The sequence below is a fragment of the Pseudomonas sp. rhizo25 genome (assembly GCF_031931935.1).
GTDB lineage: Bacteria > Pseudomonadota > Gammaproteobacteria > Pseudomonadales > Pseudomonadaceae > Aquipseudomonas > Aquipseudomonas synxantha.
On record NZ_JAUJXA010000004.1, the window covers coordinates 381038 to 400349 of the forward strand.

The 19312-nt window shown below is 60.8% G+C and carries 12 protein-coding genes; 11 read left to right on the plus strand and 1 reads right to left on the minus strand.

Annotation, left to right across the window (positions count from 1 at the left end):
- The first annotated feature begins 151 nt into the window (after nt 1-151).
- The 7 genes from rnr to dnaB all read left to right on the plus strand — a co-directional run bounded on the left by rnr (nt 152) and on the right by dnaB (nt 7433).
- Nucleotides 152-2785: a ribonuclease R gene (gene rnr / locus QZR30_RS11570; protein WP_274357809.1), complete on the plus strand. Its 2634-nt coding sequence runs from the start codon at nt 152-154 to the stop codon at nt 2783-2785.
- Nucleotides 2782-3537 (plus strand): 23S rRNA (guanosine(2251)-2'-O)-methyltransferase RlmB, encoded by a 756-nt coding sequence (gene rlmB, locus QZR30_RS11575; protein ID WP_021493242.1) that lies wholly within the window; start codon nt 2782-2784, stop codon nt 3535-3537. Before rnr ends, rlmB begins: the two co-directional genes overlap by 4 nt.
- 310 nt (nt 3538-3847) lie before the next feature.
- Nucleotides 3848-4270 (plus strand): 30S ribosomal protein S6, encoded by a 423-nt coding sequence (gene rpsF / locus QZR30_RS11580; RefSeq protein WP_003236224.1) that lies wholly within the window; start codon nt 3848-3850, stop codon nt 4268-4270.
- Between the two features lie 28 nt (nt 4271-4298).
- Complete coding sequence (rpsR, locus tag QZR30_RS11585) at nt 4299-4529, plus strand: 30S ribosomal protein S18 (protein ID WP_002551829.1); 231 nt, start codon at nt 4299-4301, stop codon at nt 4527-4529.
- A gap of 36 nt (nt 4530-4565) precedes the next feature.
- The gene (locus QZR30_RS11590) at nt 4566-5459 is read left to right on the plus strand and encodes a hypothetical protein (protein ID WP_043047864.1); all 894 of its coding nucleotides are present in this window, start codon (nt 4566-4568) and stop codon (nt 5457-5459) included.
- A gap of 18 nt (nt 5460-5477) precedes the next feature.
- Complete coding sequence (gene rplI / locus QZR30_RS11595) at nt 5478-5924, plus strand: 50S ribosomal protein L9 (RefSeq protein WP_003171376.1); 447 nt, start codon at nt 5478-5480, stop codon at nt 5922-5924.
- 111 nt (nt 5925-6035) lie between these two features.
- Entirely contained in the window at nt 6036-7433 is a 1398-nt protein-coding gene (gene dnaB, locus QZR30_RS11600) for a replicative DNA helicase (protein ID WP_003188079.1), read from the plus strand.
- Between the two features lie 7 nt (nt 7434-7440).
- Here the strand turns inward: dnaB and QZR30_RS11605 are convergent, their stop codons facing one another.
- Nucleotides 7441-11433, minus strand: coding sequence for a dermonecrotic toxin domain-containing protein (locus tag QZR30_RS11605; protein WP_311903322.1), 3993 nt, complete (start codon nt 11431-11433; stop codon nt 7441-7443).
- 213 nt (nt 11434-11646) lie between these two features.
- On the opposite strand from QZR30_RS11605, the gene QZR30_RS11610 reads away from it, so the two are divergent.
- From QZR30_RS11610 to QZR30_RS11630, 4 genes are all read left to right on the plus strand, one after another.
- Entirely contained in the window at nt 11647-13950 is a 2304-nt protein-coding gene (locus QZR30_RS11610) for a YgiQ family radical SAM protein (protein WP_046070651.1), read from the plus strand.
- Between the two features lie 211 nt (nt 13951-14161).
- Nucleotides 14162-15082: a hypothetical protein gene (locus QZR30_RS11615; RefSeq protein ID WP_046070652.1), complete on the plus strand. Its 921-nt coding sequence runs from the start codon at nt 14162-14164 to the stop codon at nt 15080-15082.
- Nucleotides 15079-15537: a hypothetical protein gene (locus tag QZR30_RS11620; protein ID WP_046070653.1), complete on the plus strand. Its 459-nt coding sequence runs from the start codon at nt 15079-15081 to the stop codon at nt 15535-15537. The genes QZR30_RS11615 and QZR30_RS11620 overlap by 4 nt, the downstream gene beginning before the upstream one ends.
- Before the next feature lie 419 nt (nt 15538-15956).
- Complete coding sequence (locus tag QZR30_RS11630) at nt 15957-19247, plus strand: transglutaminase family protein (protein WP_311903323.1); 3291 nt, start codon at nt 15957-15959, stop codon at nt 19245-19247.
- The last annotated feature ends 65 nt before the right edge of the window (nt 19248-19312 follow it).

The window sequence follows — 19312 nt, forward strand, 5'->3', positions numbered from 1 at the left end:
GAAAAAAGCCTGGAAAATTTCGCCAGTGGTCGTGCAAGGTGCGCGCCGGGGGTCGCAAAGGGCTTTTAAACGCTTGTTGATACCTGAAATTTCCCGTTTCAATACGCGTATGCCAAACTAACCCGCATATAGACAAGGTGAAAACTCTCTAATGGCCGATTGGCAGTCCCTCGATCCCGAGGCCGCTCGTGAAGCGGAAAAATATGAAAACCCTATTCCTAGCCGCGAACTGATCCTGGCGCACCTCGCCGATCGTGGTTCGCCTGCTAGCCGCGAGCAGTTGGTCGAAGAATTCGGTCTGACCACCGAAGACCAGCTCGAAGCCCTGCGCCGCCGCCTGCGCGCCATGGAGCGCGACGCGCAACTGATCTACACCCGCCGCGGCACCTACGCGCCGGTGGACAAGCTCGACCTGATCCTTGGCCGCATCGCCGGCCACCGTGACGGATTTGGCTTCCTGATCCCGGACGATGGCAGCGACGACCTGTTCATGAGCCCCGCGCAAATGCGCCTGGTGTTCGACGGCGATCGTGCCCTGGCGCGGGTTTCCGGCCTGGACCGTCGCGGTCGCCGTGAAGGCGTGATCGTCGAAGTGGTGTCCCGTGCCCACGAGTCCATCGTCGGCCGTTACTTCGAAGAAGGCGGCATCGGCTTTGTGGTACCGGATAACCCGAAGGTCCAGCAGGAAGTACTGATCACGCCAGGCCGCAATGGCGCCGCCAAGGTCGGCCAGTTCGTCGAGGTGAAGATCACCCATTGGCCGACTGCACGCTTCCAGCCCCAGGGCGATATCGTTGAAGTGGTCGGCAACTACATGGCGCCGGGCATGGAAATCGACGTCGCGCTGCGCACCTACGATATTCCTCACGTCTGGCCTGATGCGGTGCTCAAGGAAGCCGCCAAGCTCAAGCCGGAAGTCGAAGACAAAGACAAAGAAAAACGCATCGACCTGCGTCACCTGCCGTTCGTCACCATTGACGGCGAAGATGCCCGCGACTTCGACGATGCGGTCTACTGCGAAGCCAAGCCGGGCAAGCTGCGCCTGTTCTCCGGCGGCTGGAAGCTGTTCGTCGCGATTGCCGACGTCTCCAGCTACGTGAAGATCGGTTCGGCCCTGGATAACGAAGCCCAGGTGCGCGGCAACTCCGTGTACTTCCCTGAGCGCGTGATCCCGATGCTGCCTGAGCAGCTGTCCAACGGCCTGTGCTCCCTGAACCCGAAAGTCGACCGCTTGGCCATGGTGTGCGAGATGACCATCTCGAAAACCGGCGAGATGACCGACTATCAATTCTACGAAGCGGTGATCCACTCCCAGGCACGCCTGACCTACAACAAAGTCAGCACCATCCTGGAAACACCGAAGACCAGCGAAGCCAAGGCCCTGCGCAGCGAATACGCCGACGTGGTGCCGCACCTCAAGCAGTTGTACGCGCTGTACAAGGTCTTGCTGGGCGCCCGCCATACCCGTGGCGCGATCGATTTTGAAACCCAGGAAACCCGGATTGTCTTCGGTTCCGAGCGCAAGATCGCCGCAATCACGCCGACCACCCGTAACGACGCGCACAAGCTGATCGAGGAATGCATGCTGGCGGCCAACGTGGCCACTGCCGAGTTCCTGAAGAAGCATGAAATTCCAGCGTTGTACCGGGTGCACGACGGTCCGCCGCCGGAGCGCCTTGAAAAGCTGCGTGCGTTCCTCGGTGAGCTTGGCCTGTCCCTGCACAAAGGCAAGGACGGCCCGACGCCGAAGGATTACCAGGCGCTGCTGGCCAGCATCAAGGACCGTCCGGATTACCACGTGATCCAGACCGTGATGCTGCGTTCCCTGAGTCAGGCGGTATACAGCGCCGACAACCAGGGCCATTTCGGCTTGAATTACGAGGCGTACACCCACTTCACCTCGCCGATTCGTCGCTACCCGGACCTGCTCACGCATCGGGCGATCCGCAGCGTGATCCACTCCAAGCAGAACACCCCGCACGTCAAGCGCGCCGGTGCCATGACCATTCCGAAGGCACGGATCTATCCGTACGACGAGGCGGCCCTGGAACAACTGGGCGAGCAGTGCTCCATGAGTGAGCGCCGCGCCGACGAAGCCACCCGCGACGTGGTGAACTGGCTCAAGTGCGAGTTCATGAAGGATCGCGTTGGCGAGACGTTCCCGGGTGTGATCACCGCCGTGACCGGTTTTGGCCTGTTCGTCGAGCTGACCGACATCTACGTCGAGGGCCTGGTGCACGTCACCGCCTTGCCGGGTGACTACTACCACTTCGACCCTGTGCATCACCGCCTGGCGGGCGAGCGCACCGGGCGCAGCTTCCGCCTGGGCGATACCGTGGAAGTGCAGGTCATGCGCGTCGATCTCGACGAGCGCAAGATCGACTTCGGCATGCCTGACAAGCCCGCAGAGCCGACTGGCCGTAAGAAACGTGGCAGCGAAACCGCGGCGCCGACTGCCAAGGGCAAAGGGGCTCCTGCGAAAGCGGCAGTCGCCGAGCCTGCACCGGCCAAGGCCGGTCGTCGTTCTTCTGCCAAGGACAAGGCTCCTGAAGCCTACCGCCCAAGCGATGCCGCGGCGAAAAACGCCGAGTTGCGCAAGAGTCGCGAGTTGAAGCAGCAGTTGCTCAACGAAGCCAAAAGCGGTGGTAAAGCGGCGCCTGGGGGAAAGTCCCAAGGGGCGGAAAAACCGTCGAGCAAGCCGAGTAAACACCGTAAAGGCCCGCCCAAAGCGGGTTCGGCCCCCGCGAAGAGCGGCGGGTCGCGCAAACCTAAGGCCAAGTCATGAGTCTGGAAAAAATCTACGGCGTGCACGCCGTAGAAGCACTGCTGCGTCACCATCCCAAGCGCGTCAAGCAGGTGTGGTTGGCCGAAGGCCGCAGCGAGCCGCGTGTACAGGCGCTTGTCGAGCTGGCCACGCAAAACAAGGTGGCCATCGGCCAGGCCGAGCGTCGTGAAATGGACGTCTGGGTCGAAGGCGTACACCAGGGCGTGGTGGCGGACGTCAGCCCAAGCCAGGTCTGGGGCGAAGCGATGCTCGACGAGTTGCTCGACCGTACCGAAGGCGCGCCACTGCTGCTGGTGCTGGACGGCGTGACCGACCCGCACAACCTCGGCGCCTGCCTGCGTTCGGCGGACGCTGCCGGTGCGCTGGCGGTGATCGTGCCCAAGGACAAGTCAGCGACCCTTACGCCAGTCGTGCGTAAAGTCGCCTGCGGCGCGGCGGAAGTGATTCCGCTGGTGGCCGTGACCAACCTGGCGCGTACCCTGGAGAAACTCCAGCAGCGTGGCTTGTGGGTCGTGGGTACGGCAGGCGAGGCCGAGGTCAGCATTTATGACCAGGACCTTACCGGCCCGACCATCCTGATCATGGGCGCCGAAGGTAAAGGCATGCGTCGCCTGACCCGTGAGCATTGCGATTACCTGGTGCATTTGCCGATGGCCGGTAGTGTCAGCAGTCTTAACGTATCGGTAGCGACGGGTGTTTGCTTGTTTGAAGCTCAGCGCCAGCGCGGTGCCAAGGTCAAGGCCAAGAAGTAATTCTGAGCCTGGCACAGAATCAAAATGTGGGAGGGGGCTTGCTCCCGATTGCGGTGTATCAGTCAGCTGATGTTTGGCTGACACACTGCTATCGGGAGCAAGCTCCCTCCCACATTGGCTTCCGGTGTCAGTAACCATTGTTCAAATAATCACCAATCACCTTGCGCCGCTTCTCCCCCTTCTCTACAATTGCGCCCCTTGCCTTACTGGCAGGCACGCATGTGCCTCCCCTGCGGCAAGATCCATAAGTGTCATTCACTCCTTGTCTGACCGTTTTTGAGCGGCAGGCTACAACCCGTAAGGAGCATTCATGCGTCATTACGAAATCATCTTTTTGGTCCACCCGGATCAAAGCGAGCAAGTCGGCGGCATGGTTGAGCGTTACACCAAGCTGATCGAAGAAGACGGCGGCAAAATCCACCGTCTGGAAGATTGGGGCCGTCGTCAACTGGCCTACGCAATCAACAATGTTCACAAGGCTCACTACGTGATGCTGAACGTTGAGTGCACTGGCAAGGCCCTGGCCGAGCTGGAAGACAACTTCCGCTACAACGATGCAGTGATCCGTAACCTGGTCATCCGTCGCGAAGAAGCCGTTACCGGCCAATCCGAGATGCTCAAGGCTGAAGAAAACCGCAGTGAGCGCCGTGAGCGTCGCGACCGTCCTGAGCACGAAGGCGCTGATAGCGCTGATAGTGATGACAGCGACAACAGCGATAACGCTGACGAGTAATCCACGGACCTTTTAAGGAGCCTATCAAATGGCACGTTTCTTCCGTCGTCGTAAATTCTGCCGCTTCACCGCTGAAGACGTGAAAGAGATCGATTACAAAGATCTCAACACTCTGAAAGCCTACGTATCCGAGACCGGCAAAATCGTTCCAAGCCGTATCACCGGTACCAAAGCACGTTATCAGCGTCAGCTGGCCACCGCTATCAAGCGCGCCCGCTTCCTGGCCCTGCTGGCCTACACCGACAGCCACGGCCGCTGAGACCGGGCAGTCGACAAGTAGTAAGGGATTGAATGCATGCGCGCCTTAGCTGAGTTCATCATGCGCGGTCGTGTGCAGGCCACTCTGGTAGTGGCTGGCTGTGCGGCATTGCCGTTGCTTTATTGGTTGGGTGCTGCCGCGGGTTGCCTTGTGCTGCTGCGGCGCGGTTTGAAGGACGCCCTTGGCGTTCTTGCCCTGGGTTTGTTGCCGGCCTTGATCTGGTGGCTGCAAATGGGTGATCCACGGGTACTTCTGGTACTGCTGGGGTCATCGAGCCTTGCGTTGGTTCTGCGCGCAAGTGAGTCCTGGGTCCGCACGCTGCTGGTCAGCGTGGCATTGGGGTTGGTGTACTCAGTGATGCTTGGCGCGGCTTTCCGCCCGCAAATCGAGGCGCTGTCGCAGGAAATCGTCAAGATCCTGCCGCTGGCCCTCGGGGATCTCTACCAGCAGTTGTCGGTAGATGAGCGAGCGCGGTTTGCGTCACTGATTGCCCCGGTCCTGACCGGCCTGATTGCGGCATTGTTGCAGGTCGTCAGCGTGCTGAGCCTGATTCTTGGGCGTTATTGGCAGGCGTTGTTGTACAACCCGGGTGGTTTTGGTCGCGAGTTTCGCAGTATCAGAATCCCAGCGGGGCCGGCGATGTTGCTGCTGGCGTGCATGGTTGTCGGGCCGAACTTCGGCCCACAGATGGCCTTGCTGGCGCCGATTTGCAGCGTACCGCTGGTGTTTGCCGGGCTGGCCCTGATCCATGGGCTGGTTGCGCGCAAGCGCCTGGCCAGGTTCTGGCTGGTGGGGTTGTACGTCACGCTGTTGCTGTTCATGCAGCTGATCTATCCGTTACTCGTGGTCTTGGCCATTGTCGACGGCCTGATTGATTTTCGCGGTCGTCTGGCATCGAAAGACGCCGATAACGCGAACGGTGAAGGTTAAAAGTTAGAGGATTTTCACATGCAACTGATCCTTCTGGAAAAAGTCGCCAACCTGGGCAACCTGGGCGACAAAGTGAACGTTAAGGCCGGCTACGGTCGTAACTACCTGCTGCCATACGGCAAAGCCACCGCTGCAACCGCTGCCAACCTGGCTGCGTTTGAAGAGCGTCGCGCTGAGCTGGAAAAAGCCGCAGCAGACAAAAAAGCTTCGGCCGAAACTCGCGCTGCCCAACTGGCTGAGCTGGAAGTGACTATCACTGCCACCGCCGGTGACGAAGGCAAGCTGTTCGGTTCGATCGGCACCCACGACATCGCTGATGCACTGACCGCCTCCGGCGTTGAAGTGCAGAAGAGCGAAGTTCGTCTGCCGAACGGCACCATCCGCAACGTAGGCGAATTCGACGTAGCCGTGCACCTGCACGCCGAAGTTGAAGCCACCGTACGCGTTGTCGTGGTAGCAGCTTAAGTCGCACCTAACTGACTGGCACCTCGCGTGTCAGCCGGTTAACATCGGGCACGATCCTGTTTACAGGTCGTGCCTTTTGTTTTTCTACACACCCCCAAATTTCAAGTGGCCATGAACGAAATCTCCGCTCCTGAGCAATACGATCTGCAAACCGCTGCCCTGAAGGTGCCGCCGCATTCCATCGAGGCCGAACAGGCCGTGCTCGGTGGCTTGATGCTGGACAACAACGCCTGGGAACGCGTGCTGGATCAAGTCTCGGACGGCGACTTCTATCGTCATGACCACCGCCTGATCTTCCGCGCCATCGCCAAGCTGGCCGACCAGAACTCACCGATCGACGTGGTGACCCTGGCCGAGCAGTTGGACAAGGAAGGCCAGACCTCCCAGGTTGGCGGCCTGGGCTACCTCGGTGAACTGGCGAAAAACACCCCGTCCGTCGCCAACATCAAAGCTTATGCGCAGATCGTCCGCGAGCGCGCCACCCTGCGCCAGTTGATCGGCATCAGTACCGAGATCGCCGACAGCGCCTTTAACCCCGAAGGCCGCACCGCCGCCGAGATTCTTGACGAGGCCGAGCGCCAGATCTTCCAGATCGCCGAGGCACGGCCCAAGACCGGTGGCCCGGTCAGCGTCAACGACCTGTTGACCAAGGCCATCGACCGCATCGACACCTTGTTCAACACCGATGCCGCCATTACCGGTATTTCCACCGGCTACACCGACCTCGACGAAAAGACCAGCGGCCTGCAGCCGTCCGACTTGATTATCGTCGCCGGCCGTCCGTCCATGGGTAAAACCACCTTTGCGATGAACCTGGTGGAAAACGCCGTACTGCGCAGCGACAAGGCGGTGCTGGTGTACTCCCTCGAGATGCCAGGCGAATCGCTGATCATGCGTATGCTTTCGTCCCTGGGGCGCATCGACCAGACCAAGGTGCGTTCCGGCCAATTGGAAGACGACGACTGGCCGCGCCTGACCTCGGCGGTCAACCTGCTCAACGACCGCAAGCTGTTCATCGATGACACCGCCGGTATCAGCCCATCCGAGATGCGTGCGCGTACCCGCCGCCTGGTGCGTGAACACGGCGACATCGCGCTGATCATGATTGACTACCTGCAGTTGATGCAGATCCCGGGTTCCAGCGGTGACAACCGCACCAACGAAATTTCCGAAATCTCCCGGTCCCTCAAAGCCCTGGCCAAGGAATTCAACTGCCCGGTGGTGGCGCTGTCCCAGCTCAACCGCTCCCTGGAACAACGGCCCAACAAGCGCCCGGTAAACTCCGACTTGCGCGAATCCGGAGCGATCGAGCAGGACGCCGACGTGATCATGTTCGTGTACCGCGACGAGGTGTATCACCCCGAGACCGAGCACAAAGGCATTGCCGAGATCATTATCGGCAAGCAGCGGAACGGGCCCATCGGCTTTATCCGCCTGGCGTTCATTGGTAAGTACACCCGTTTCGAGAACCTGGCACCGGGCAGCTACAACTTCGACGACGATGAGTAGCCCGCCGTCAATTTGCCTTGCTGAACAGCTGTTTGATCATTTTTTCGTCATAACCGTAGTCCCAGCGTAACTCCGTGCCGGCTGCCAAATCCTCGGTGGCAAAGAAGGCGCTCAGGCGCAGGCGCATCCGCGACTGGTCGGCGGTCAGCACATCGACGATAAACCTGGCGTCTTCGACGTTGTAGCCGGTCTTGGCTTGCCTGACCGGTGTACCGTTGCTGTACTCGAACATCGTGTTAATCCGCGACAGTACGTTATCGCCGGAAAAACTGAGAAAGGCGCTGACCATTTTCGGTGTCTGCGTGCTGCCTACTTGCGCGCCAGGCTGCGCCCATGTGTGCACATCCAGCAAATAGGGATCGCGACGCTGTTGGGCGATTCGCGAGGGCACCAGCTCGCCGCCGTACACCCCCAGCGCTTCGCCCTTGGCAATCGCCTTGGTGGTCACCACTGTGGACTGGCCGAGCAGGCTGGCTTCTTCGGGAAACTTCTGATGTGCGGCGGTGAAGGGCGTTACCGTTAATTTTTCGTCATATAACGCCGCGACTTTCTCAAAGCCTTCCCACTCAATGAACGGCATGATCAGGGCCTTGCTGTAGGCCTTGCCGCTTCTCGTGCGGCCGGTGGCCTGGATCGATTTGATCCGCAGCGGCTGTCCCTCGGTATCGCGCAAGGGGTAGCGGCCATTGTTGGCGCGTTCGAAACTGCGGAGATGATTGGCACTTTGCTGGTAGCTGGCGGATGAGCGCATGTGCTGCAATTCGTCCGCCGTATACACGATGGCGCCTTCGTCGGCCGACTCATAGTCAGTGGCGGGTTCGGCGGATACAAAGGTTTCGCTGGAGTCGCTTGGCGCCGTGCCTTCGAAGTCAGGTCTTGGCACGCCACCGAATGGCGTGGCGACGGTGCCGTCCAGTTCCCAGCCGCTCTCGCTGTGCTTGCGCAGATACGGCTGGTACGCCCTGAAGTGGCTGCGTGCGTCGATCAGTCGCCAACCACTGTCATCGGCCTGCACCCGGTAGTATCGGGCGTTATCCAGGATGTAATAGCGATAGCTGCCGTCGGGCAGGACGGGCGCCTGATAGATGCCGTCCGCCCTCAGCGTGAGCCCCGCAGGCGGGGCTGGGTCGGCAAATGCGGGTTCGATGCGGTGCCGCTTGGGAAACGAATCGCTGCGTTTGAACGGTGCACGCTTAGCGATTAAACCCTGCGCCATACTTTTTTGGCTGGATTTACGCATGGCCTCCTTGAGGGTGCTTTCCTGGGCTTGGCGCAGCACGGCGTCGAGCTCTGTGGGCGGCAGTACATGGCTGATGGCAGTGGGCAGGTCACTGGGTTCGGCCAGCGTCCGGCCCTGGCTATCCCGTGGGCGATAGTGCTGGCCTTCACGGATGATCAGCAAGCGCTGGCTGGCGTCGCCTGTGCCGCTGCTGCATAACAGCGGGCCGCTGGTGCCGATGTCGCGCACTTCCAGGCGGCGGGAGAGGGGCCAACCGGGCAATTGTTCCAGGGCTGCGAGCATCATTTCCGGCGTTTGCGGCGTGGACATTGACTCCAGGTGCAGGCTGGCGAGCAGCCGGCTGGCCTCGGCTTGTTGCAGGTACTGGTCGGCTTCCCAGTGTTGTTGCCGGGTCAGGCTTTTCTCACGCAGTAACCTGCCACGCTGTTCGGGGCTGAGTACCGAGGCCATTTCTTCGACCTGGCTTGCCGGCAAGTCCGGGACCAGCTTACCGATCTCCTGCTCGACGCCGCTGCCGGGTTGCTTCAAGGTCTGCTCCAGCCAAGTAAACAGACGGTGCGAATGTTCAGGTACCGTTTGGCTCAAACGCTGGGCAAGGTTCTCGACATGGGTCCGGTGCGGGGCGGGCTCAGCGGGCAGCAGCTCGTTAAATTCGATTGTGGGCAGTGCGCTCTCCAGGCAATACAGCAACTCACCTTTCCTGAAACGCGCCAGCGGTACCTTGATGGCTTGTGTGCCACCGCCCAGGCTGATCAAGGTCTTGCCCTGCTCATCGACAATATTCACCATCCGTCCGCTGGGCCATTCGGGGAGTGAGCAGACCTCATGGAGCTGGATATAAGGTGTGCAGGGCGTAAGCGTCGAACCTTCGGCGCGATCGGCGTCGAAACTGTTGATCTCCTCTTCCAGGTTGAACTGCTTGAGTGTTTCGCGCAGCTGCGGTGGTGGGCGCAGCGATTCCTGGTGCGCCCGGCGCAGGGTGCTGCTGTTGGCCCCCCCCACCAGCAGCAGTGGCTCGACCTGGGCCTGGGTGATGTTGGCGGCGTCTGGCCCAAGGCGTTTGATCAGCTTGAGGTCGTCCCAGGCCCGTGGTGTCTCGTGGGCATGCCGCCAACCACCGGTGCCGTTACCGTGCAGTGGTGGGGTGTAGGCGTCGGGATCGCTGGGATGCTGCAGTTGCCATTGCTGGCTGCCCGGGTCGCGCTTGACCGCATGCAGGCGGTCGTCGAGTTTCACATAGGCTTGCCCTGCGTGGTTATACACACCCTCGGCATCGGCGGGTAACCCGCCGGGCAAGGTGCTCTCCAGATGACGGTAAGGCGCAAGGTCCGGGTTCCACAGGCGTTCACGTCCGCCGCGCAGCCTGACCTTGACCAAACCGGCGGAAAACCCCACCGCCTTGACCGCGCCAGCGGTGATGACGGCGGTAGTGGCCGCGTCCACCACATCCATCAGGTCCTCGAGGGCTTCGTCGCTGTCGCCCCGGCTCCAGGCGGCAAACCCGTTATAGACAGTGCCGAGCAACTGCGCCGCACTGACCGCCAGTAAGACCTCGCCTACGACCGGCACGAATGAGGCGGCAAAGAACAGCACCGACTTTCCCAGCTCCAGATAGGACTGCAAGCGCTTTTGCCGGCTGGCCAGGTCCGCATCCGCGGTGGGCACTACCAGTGCGCGTGCGTCTTGTTTGATTTGCTCGATGCGATGGCGGGTAATGGCCAGGAACACATGGCCGCGGATGGCGCTATACGTCATGGGTTTTGCCAGGCTGGCCGGTATCAGTCTGCCGGTAGCCCCTACGGAGAACCAGTCTCGCCAGGCGGGTCGCACCTCGAGCAGGGTTTCTCGGTGACGCAAGGGCACCAGGTGCTTGAAAAACGCCAGGTAGGCGGGCGTGTTGCTCAGCCGATCAGCCAGTTGCTGGTTCAAGTCTTCTGCGTCCGTGTGCAAGCGCAAGGGGGCCGCCGGATCCTCCGGTACGTAGAGCAACTGTTGCGGGTTTTCACTGCCCCATTCGAACACCAGCACATTGGGCAGCACGACCGCATCGAGAGTGAGGTGACTGCAGCGCACCTGCGGATGGCTGCCGGTGCGCGCCAGCGCGAGCAACTGCTCATAGCGTTCTTGGGTAAGCACATTGTTCAGCCGCGCCACGTGCAGTGACACCGCGAGGCTATGCCTTTCTTTTTCGACAAACAGCCTGCGCACGTACGAGGTCATGGTCAGGGTATGGGTGGGGCCCAGTACCTGTTCGACGTGGTACTGGTAATACCGGCCAATATCCAGGTCGCGGCACAGTTTGGCCAATTGCTGCGGCGTCACGGAGCTAAGCTTGCGGTCACCTCCGGCTTGGGTATAGATACCCGAGCCGGCCTCGATGCCCTTGCCTTCGGCCTCGTCTGCTTCGAAGTTTTGTAGCGCCACCTCCAACAGGCTCTGCTCCGTGGTACCTGCGGCAGTCTTGACCAGGCCCAGCACGTGGTGGTGCTTCCATTTGCGCACCAGGAGCGCGGACTCATCGATCCGCTGGCCGGGAAACTTGCGTTGCAGGGCTTGCCTGAGCATGGGCCGCGCATAGGCTTCCGGGCTTTTGAGGCTGCGCAGATATTCCTTGAAATCATGCCTGGCCTGATTGCTCTTGAGCAGGCTTTCGCGCAGCGCCTTGCGTATCTCCTCGGGCGCCAGTGTCAGCCAGGCCGGCAGTTGGGCGCGGATAAAGCCTGCGTGAGTCGAAAACGCAGGTGTGGGATTGCTGGTCATCAGGGGCTCCAAATGCATCGTTATTTGGGGCCAGCCTATCCACGGTTTTCGCCGCTGGAGGTTATCTACTTGTTACCCGTGCGTGCGCAAAAGCTGGGCGCCTGGCGGGGTAGGAGACGGCCAGGATTAAAGCCGACCATTGCCGTCGGAATTGGTCAAAATTTGTGCTATATTCCGCGCCCGCGATTTTTCATCTCAACACCGGTCACCGTCATGCAAACAGCCAAGCCGTTATTTGACTATCCCAAGTACTGGGCCGAATGTTTCGGTCCTGCGCCATTCCTGCCGATGAGCAGGGAGGAGATGGATCAGCTTGGCTGGGATTCCTGCGACATCATCATCGTCACCGGTGATGCCTACGTTGACCATCCGTCGTTCGGCATGGCAATCATCGGCCGGCTGCTGGAGGCCCAGGGCTTCCGCGTCGGGATCATTGCCCAGCCGAACTGGCAGTCCAAAGACGATTTCATGAAGCTCGGCGAGCCGAACCTGTTCTTCGGTGTCGCGGCCGGCAACATGGACTCGATGATCAACCGCTACACCGCCGACAAGAAAATCCGCTCCGACGACGCCTACACCCCCGGTGGCATGGCCGGCAAACGCCCGGACCGCGCCAGCCTGGTGTACAGCCAGCGTTGCAAGGAAGCCTATAAGAACGTACCGATCGTACTGGGCGGCATCGAAGCCTCCCTGCGCCGCATCGCCCACTACGACTACTGGCAGGACCGTGTGCGCAACTCGATCCTGATCGACGCCACCGCCGATATCCTGCTGTACGGCAACGCCGAGCGTGCCATCGTCGAGGTGGCCCAGCGCCTGTCGTGGGGCCACAAGATCGAAGACATCACCGATGTGCGCGGCACCGCGTTCATTCGCCGCGACACACCGGCGGGCTGGTACGAAGTGGACTCCACGCGCATCGACCGTCCGGGCAAGGTCGACAAGATCATCAACCCGTATGTGAATACCCAAGACACCCAGGCCTGCGCCATCGAGCAAGAGAAAGGCCCGGTGGACGATCCGGAAGAAGCCAAGGTTGTGCAGATCCTGGCCAGCCCGCGCATGACCCGCGACAAGACCGTTATCCGCCTGCCCTCGGTGGAAAAAGTCCGCGGCGACGCTGTGCTCTACGCCCACGCCAACCGGGTGTTGCACCTGGAAACCAACCCAGGCAATGCCCGCGCCCTGGTGCAGAAGCATGGTGAAGTGGATGTGTGGTTCAACCCGCCGCCCATTCCTATGACCACCGAAGAAATGGACTACGTGTTTGGCATGCCTTACGCCCGCGTACCGCACCCGGCGTACGGCAAGGAGAAAATCCCGGCCTACGACATGATCCGCTTCTCGGTGAACATCATGCGTGGCTGCTTCGGCGGCTGCACCTTCTGCTCGATCACCGAGCACGAAGGCCGCATCATCCAGAACCGTTCCGAAGAGTCGATCATCCGCGAGATCGAAGAGATCCGCGACAAGGTCCCGGGTTTCACCGGTGTGATTTCCGACCTCGGCGGCCCGACCGCGAACATGTACCGCATCGCCTGCAAGAGCCCGGAAATCGAATCCGCGTGCCGCAAGCCATCCTGCGTGTTCCCTGGCATCTGCCCGAACCTGAACACCGACCACTCGTCGTTGATCCAGCTGTATCGCAGCGCCCGTGCTTTGCCGGGTGTGAAGAAGATCCTGATCGCTTCCGGCCTGCGCTACGACCTGGCCGTCGAGTCGCCTGAATATGTCAAAGAGCTGGTGACCCACCACGTGGGTGGCTACTTGAAGATCGCCCCGGAACACACCGAGGAAGGTCCGCTCAACCAGATGATGAAGCCGGGCATTGGCAGCTATGACAAGTTCAAGCGCATGTTCGAGAAGTACACCAAGGAAGCGGGCAAGGAGCAGTACCTGATCCCGTACTTCATCGCCGCCCACCCGGGCACCACCGATGAAGACATGATGAACCTGGCCCTGTGGCTCAAGGGCAACGGCTTCCGTGCCGACCAGGTGCAGGCGTTCTACCCCTCGCCAATGGCTACCGCCACGGCGATGTACCACTCGGGCAAGAACCCGCTGCGCAAGGTCACCTACAAGAGCGACGCGGTGACTATCGTCAAGAGCGAAGAGCAGCGCCGTCTGCACAAGGCGTTCCTGCGCTACCACGACCCGAAGGGCTGGCCGATGCTGCGTGAAGCGCTGACCCGCATGGGCCGTGCCGACCTGATCGGGCCGGGCAAGGACCAGTTGATCCCGCTGCACCAGCCGGCTACCGACAGCTACCAGAGCGCCCGTCGCAAGAACTCGACGCCGGCCGGCAGTCACAAGGTCGCCAAGGAAACCACGACCAAAATCCTCACCCAGCACACTGGCCTGCCACCCCGTGGCAGCGACGGCAGCAACCCGTGGGACAAGCGTGAGCAAGCCAAGGCAGCGGCCCAGGCGCGTAACAAGCAAGCGGCGAAGGAACGCACCGATGCGGCCAAGGGCAAAGGCGGCAAGCCTGCGCGCAAGCCGGTGGTACCGCGTTGATCGCTGCTTGAACCTACAAAACGCCAGCTTCGTGCTGGCGTTTTGCTTTCTGGTCGGTGGTGAGTCTGTTTGGTAAGGTGGCGCCCATTAGATCGCTATCGGGAGCAAGCCCCCTCCCACATTTTGAATGTATTCACACATTAAAGTGTGGGAGGGGGCTTGCTCCCGATAGCGTCAGTCCAGTCTCCACCCTTTCAAGGAAGAACACCCCATGGGCAACCCCCTGGCCGGCATCGGCATGGACTCCAACCGCTCCCAGTTCATGGCGCGCCAGCGCATCGAAAGCCAGATCAACCTGCCGCGGCTGTTTGCGGCCATTGACGCCGATCCAGGTATCGTTGGCGCAGGCGTCGTATACATCGACGCCGACTTCAACGTCATTACCCTGCGCGAATTCAAGCCCATCTGCAGCATCAAGCCCAAGCGCATCATTTTGCGTGAAGCGCAGAAGTACATTGCGCCAACGCAGTTTGCTCAACATGTCGTGAACAATCCTCGAGAATCGCGACTGATTGGCGAAGCCGTGAATACCGGAATCTCCTGTTTTGGGGCTGTCATCAGTTGGGCTGCGATCGCCAGTGGAACAATTCTGGTGCCTTTCAGTGCCGGCGCCAGTTCCGTCATCGTCGTGGTGGGGTATGCGGCTGCCGGCGCAAGTTCGCTTCAGTGTTTCAACGGCATTGCCCGGACAGCGCTGGAGGTCGCCAAGCCTGAGGTAAAGGATTGGCTCGACAGTGAGGGCTGGTACCAGAATGCTTCCATTGTGCTGGACGCAGTATCACTGGTAGGCGTGAGCGCTTCGGCCCTGACGACGGTCAAGCTGGTCAGGGCCGCCAAAGCATCGACGGGCAAGAGTCTGCGTGACGTGCTTCGCGGGTTGAATCGCCAGGAAAGAGCCAAACTCACGAAAGAGCTACTCAGCATCAACCATCCCAGCTTGACTGCGAAGATGCTCAAATTGAAGCAGGCGTCGGGTGAACTCACCAAGCGTTTCACCCCTACGCAGCTCAAGCACAGCACCACTACCCAGATCAAAGACGTCCTGGGCGCAAGCATAGGGTTTGGCGGAAGTGCGTACTCCGGAAACGTCAATACCATAGCGATAGGGTTGTACGAGGAAATAAACGAATGAACGAGTTAATGACGCTACGCGACTTTTTCAGGCAATACTTTCTGACGTTTATGGGCGGCGTATTTGCTGCGTATTTTTCTTTGGCATTGGCTGTGGCGCTGGCGTTCGTCACTTATTTTCGTGATGTGCCGCTGGCTCAAGTGGGGCTCAAGATCATGTTGGTCGGGGCGCTGCTCATTCTGTTGACGGTCCATAGTAACTTTATGATGTTGCGGGGCCGACCTTCCTGGGTGTGGGTAATGGTCGGTATCTATGTCGCCTGTCTACTGTTTGTCGTTCCGATGGTTCAATTCCGGCCTCACAAAGTTCTTTATGGGTTGGCGCTGTTATTCCCATTGCTCGGATTATTGACACTCAATAGCAAGGTTCAACGAGAGATGCGCACGAAACTCGTGGAAATCCGTCGCATTCGGCAGTCTGTCAAATCAACCGTCAGATCGAGTAGTCGCATGTGAAGGAGCCGCCTTCGTTAAACAGATTCCTGGCGCGCTATTTCCCCGTATTCATGGGGACGATTTTCATGGCGATCTTCTCCGGCTCAGCCGCGGTTTCCATGGCTGGCGTGACCTATTTGCGCTGTTGGGGTTACTGCTGCTCAACAGCAAACGCCACCGCGAAATGCGCAAAAAACTGTCCGAGATACGCCATCTGCGCCAAACCGCAATCGCAAAGCGCAAAGCCCGTTGATTGGGTAGATTCACCATCCATCCTCACACTGACGCCACAAATGTGTGCGGCTCTTGCACCGTGGTACGTATGTTGGCGCCGTTTTGGTGCTGTACTGCACCGGGTCCCACGATAAAGCGCAATGACCGACGCCCTGGCATAAGTCTTGCGCGCGTTGTGCTTATGCCCTGGCTCGCAGGAGGCCGCCGTGTCGATTCATGTTGCGTTGCACCACGTTACGCACTACCGCTACGACCGCGCTGTCGAACTCGGCCCTCAGATCGTGCGTTTGCGCCCGGCAGCCCATAGCCGTACGCGGATCTTGTCCTACGCGTTGAAAGTGCTGCCCGAGCAGCATTTTATTAATTGGCAGCAAGACCCCCAGGGCAATTACCTGGCGCGTCTGGTCTTTCCGGAAAAGACGGACGAACTGCGCATCGAAGTCGACCTGGTCGCCGAGATGGCGGTGTTCAACCCGTTCGATTTTTTCCTTGAACCGTATGCCGAAAAAATCCCGTTCAGCTACGCCGCCGATGAGCAACGCGAACTGGCGCCGTACCTGGAAACTTTGCCGCTAACGCCAAGATTCGCCGCGTACCTGGCCGGTATCGACCGTACGCCATTACCTGCGGTGGATTTCCTGGTTGGGCTGAACCAGCGTCTGGCCGCCGATATCGGCTACCTGATCCGCATGGAACCGGGCGTGCAAACCCCGGAATTCACCCTGGAAAACGCCTCCGGCTCCTGCCGCGACTCGGCCTGGCTGCTGGTGCAATTGCTGCGCAACCTGGGGCTGGCGGCGCGGTTTGTCTCGGGTTACCTGATCCAGCTCACCGCCGACGTTAAGGCCCTCGACGGCCCTTCGGGCACCGAAGTCGATTTCACCGACCTGCATGCCTGGTGTGAAGTGTATTTGCCCGGCGCCGGCTGGATCGGCCTTGACGCGACTTCCGGGCTGTTCGCCGGTGAAGGGCATATCCCATTGGCCTGTAGCCCCGATCCATCTTCTGCCGCGCCGATCAGCGGGTTGGTGGAGCCATGCGAGTGCGAATTTGCCCACGAGATGTCGGTGGAACGCATCTGGGAAGCACCACGGGTGACCCAGCCCTACACCGAAGAGCAATGGCTGGCGATCCAGGCCCTGGGCCGACAGATCGACGCTGACCTGCTCAAGCACGACGTGCGCCTGACCATGGGCGGCGAGCCGACCTTCGTCTCTATCGACGACCCTGACGGCGCCGAATGGAACACGGCCGCCCTGGGGCCGGACAAGCGTCGCCTGTCCGCCGAGCTGTTCCAACGCCTGCGCCGGCACTATGCGCCCACGGGCCTGGTGCATTTCGGCCAGGGCAAGTGGTACCCCGGCGAGCAACTGCCGCGTTGGTCGCTTAACTGTTACTGGCGCCGAGATGGAGTGCCGATCTGGCACAACAGTGCGTTGATCGCCGATGAACAAGAGGATTATGGTGCTGACGGCGCGATGGCAGGGCGCTTCCTGGCCAGCATCGCCGAACGCCTGAAACTGCCGGCGCGCTTTGTGTTCCCGGCCTTTGAAGACTACGTCTACTACCTGTGGCGCGAGGGCGCGTTGCCGCATAACGTCAGCGCCCAGGACCCGCGCTTGAGCGACGAACTGGAGCGCGAACGCCTGCGCAAAGTCTTCGCTCAGGGCCTGGGTAACGTCATCGGCCACGTGCTGCCCCTGGCGCGCACCGCGGCCAATGACCGCTGGCAGAGTGGTCGCTGGTACCTGCGCGATAATCACTGCCGCCTGGTGCCGGGCGATTCGCCGCTGGGCTATCGCCTGCCTTTGGCTTCCCAACCGTGGGTGACGGCGGCGGAGTATCCGTTCGTGCACCCGACCGACCCGAATCAGGATCAACCTGACCTGCCGACCACCGAACAACTGCATAGCCACGGCGAGCCGGCCCCGAGCGATGAGCGTGTGCCGAAGGTCGATGAGTCCGCTGACTGGCTGACTCGCACCGCGCTGTGCGCCGAGGCGCGGGAAGGGCGCCTGTACCTGTTTATGCCGCCGATGGAACGCGTCGAGGATTACCTGGAACTGGTGGCCGCCATCGAGGCCACCGCCGAAGAGTTGCATTGCCCGGTGCTGCTGGAAGGTTACGAGCCGCCCGCGGATACGCGTTTGAGCAACTTGCGGGTCACGCCGGACCCTGGTGTGATCGAAGTTAACGTACAGCCGTCCGCCACCTGGGACGAGTTGGTGGAGCGCACCGAATTCCTCTATGAAGAGGCCCGGCAAACCCGGCTGACCACCGAGAAATTCATGATCGACGGGCGCCACACCGGCACCGGTGGCGGCAACCATTTTGTGCTGGGCGGCGCGACGCCCAAGGACTCACCCTTCCTGCGCCGCCCTGACCTGCTGCGCAGCCTGATCAGCTACTGGCATAACCACCCGTCGCTGTCCTACTTGTTCTCCGGTCTGTTCATCGGCCCGACCTCCCAGGCGCCAAGGGTGGACGAGGCACGCAACGATGCGCTGTATGAACTGGAAATCGCCTTCGCGCAGATGCCTGCACCGGGCGAGGAATGCCCGCCGTGGTTAGTGGATCGCCTGCTGCGCAACTTGCTGATCGATGTGACCGGCAACACCCATCGCGCCGAATTCTGTATCGACAAACTCTACTCCCCCGACGGCGCCACCGGCCGCCTGGGCTTGCTCGAATTACGCGCCTTTGAAATGCCGCCCCATGCACGCATGAGCCTGACCCAGCAGTTGCTACTGCGCGCGCTGGCCGCACGGTTCTGGCGCGAGCCTTACGCGCCGCCGAAACTGGCGCGCTGGGGCACCGAGTTGCATGACCGTTTCCTGTTGCCGCATTTTATCGAGCAAGACTTTGCCGACGTGATCGTCGAACTGAATGCGGCCGGCTACCCGTTGCGTGCCGAATGGTTCGCTGCGCACCTGGAGTTCCGCTTCCCCAAGGTGGGCGACTACGCCGTCAGCGGTATCGAACTGGAACTGCGCCAGGCCTTGGAGCCCTGGCATGTGCTGGGCGAAGAGGGCGCGGTGGGCGGTACGGTACGCTACGTGGATTCGTCCCTGGAGCGCCTGCAAGTGAAGTTGACTGGCCTGCCAGCGCAACGCTACCTGCTGACCTGCAATGGCATCCCGGTGCCGCTGCAACCGACCGGCCGCGTCGGCGAGTTTGTCGCTGGCGTGCGCTACCGCGCCTGGCAACCGGCCAACTGCCTGCAACCGACCATCGCGGTGCATGCACCCTTGGTATTCGACCTGCTCGACACCTGGATGCAGCGCTCGCTGGGCGGCTGCCAATACCACGTGGCGCATCCGGGTGGACGCAATTACGACAGCTTGCCGGTGAATGCCAACGAGGCAGAGAGCCGGCGGATGGCGCGGTTTTTCCGCTTGGGGCATAGCCCGGGCAAGCGACCGGTGCCGGTTGTAGAGGTGAACGATGAAATGCCAATGACCCTGGATTTACGCCGTTTTCCAACAAATAAGGAATGAATGCGAGCCAACTGTGGAAGGGGGCTTGCTCCCGATAGCAGAGTGCAGTCAGCACATTTGTCACT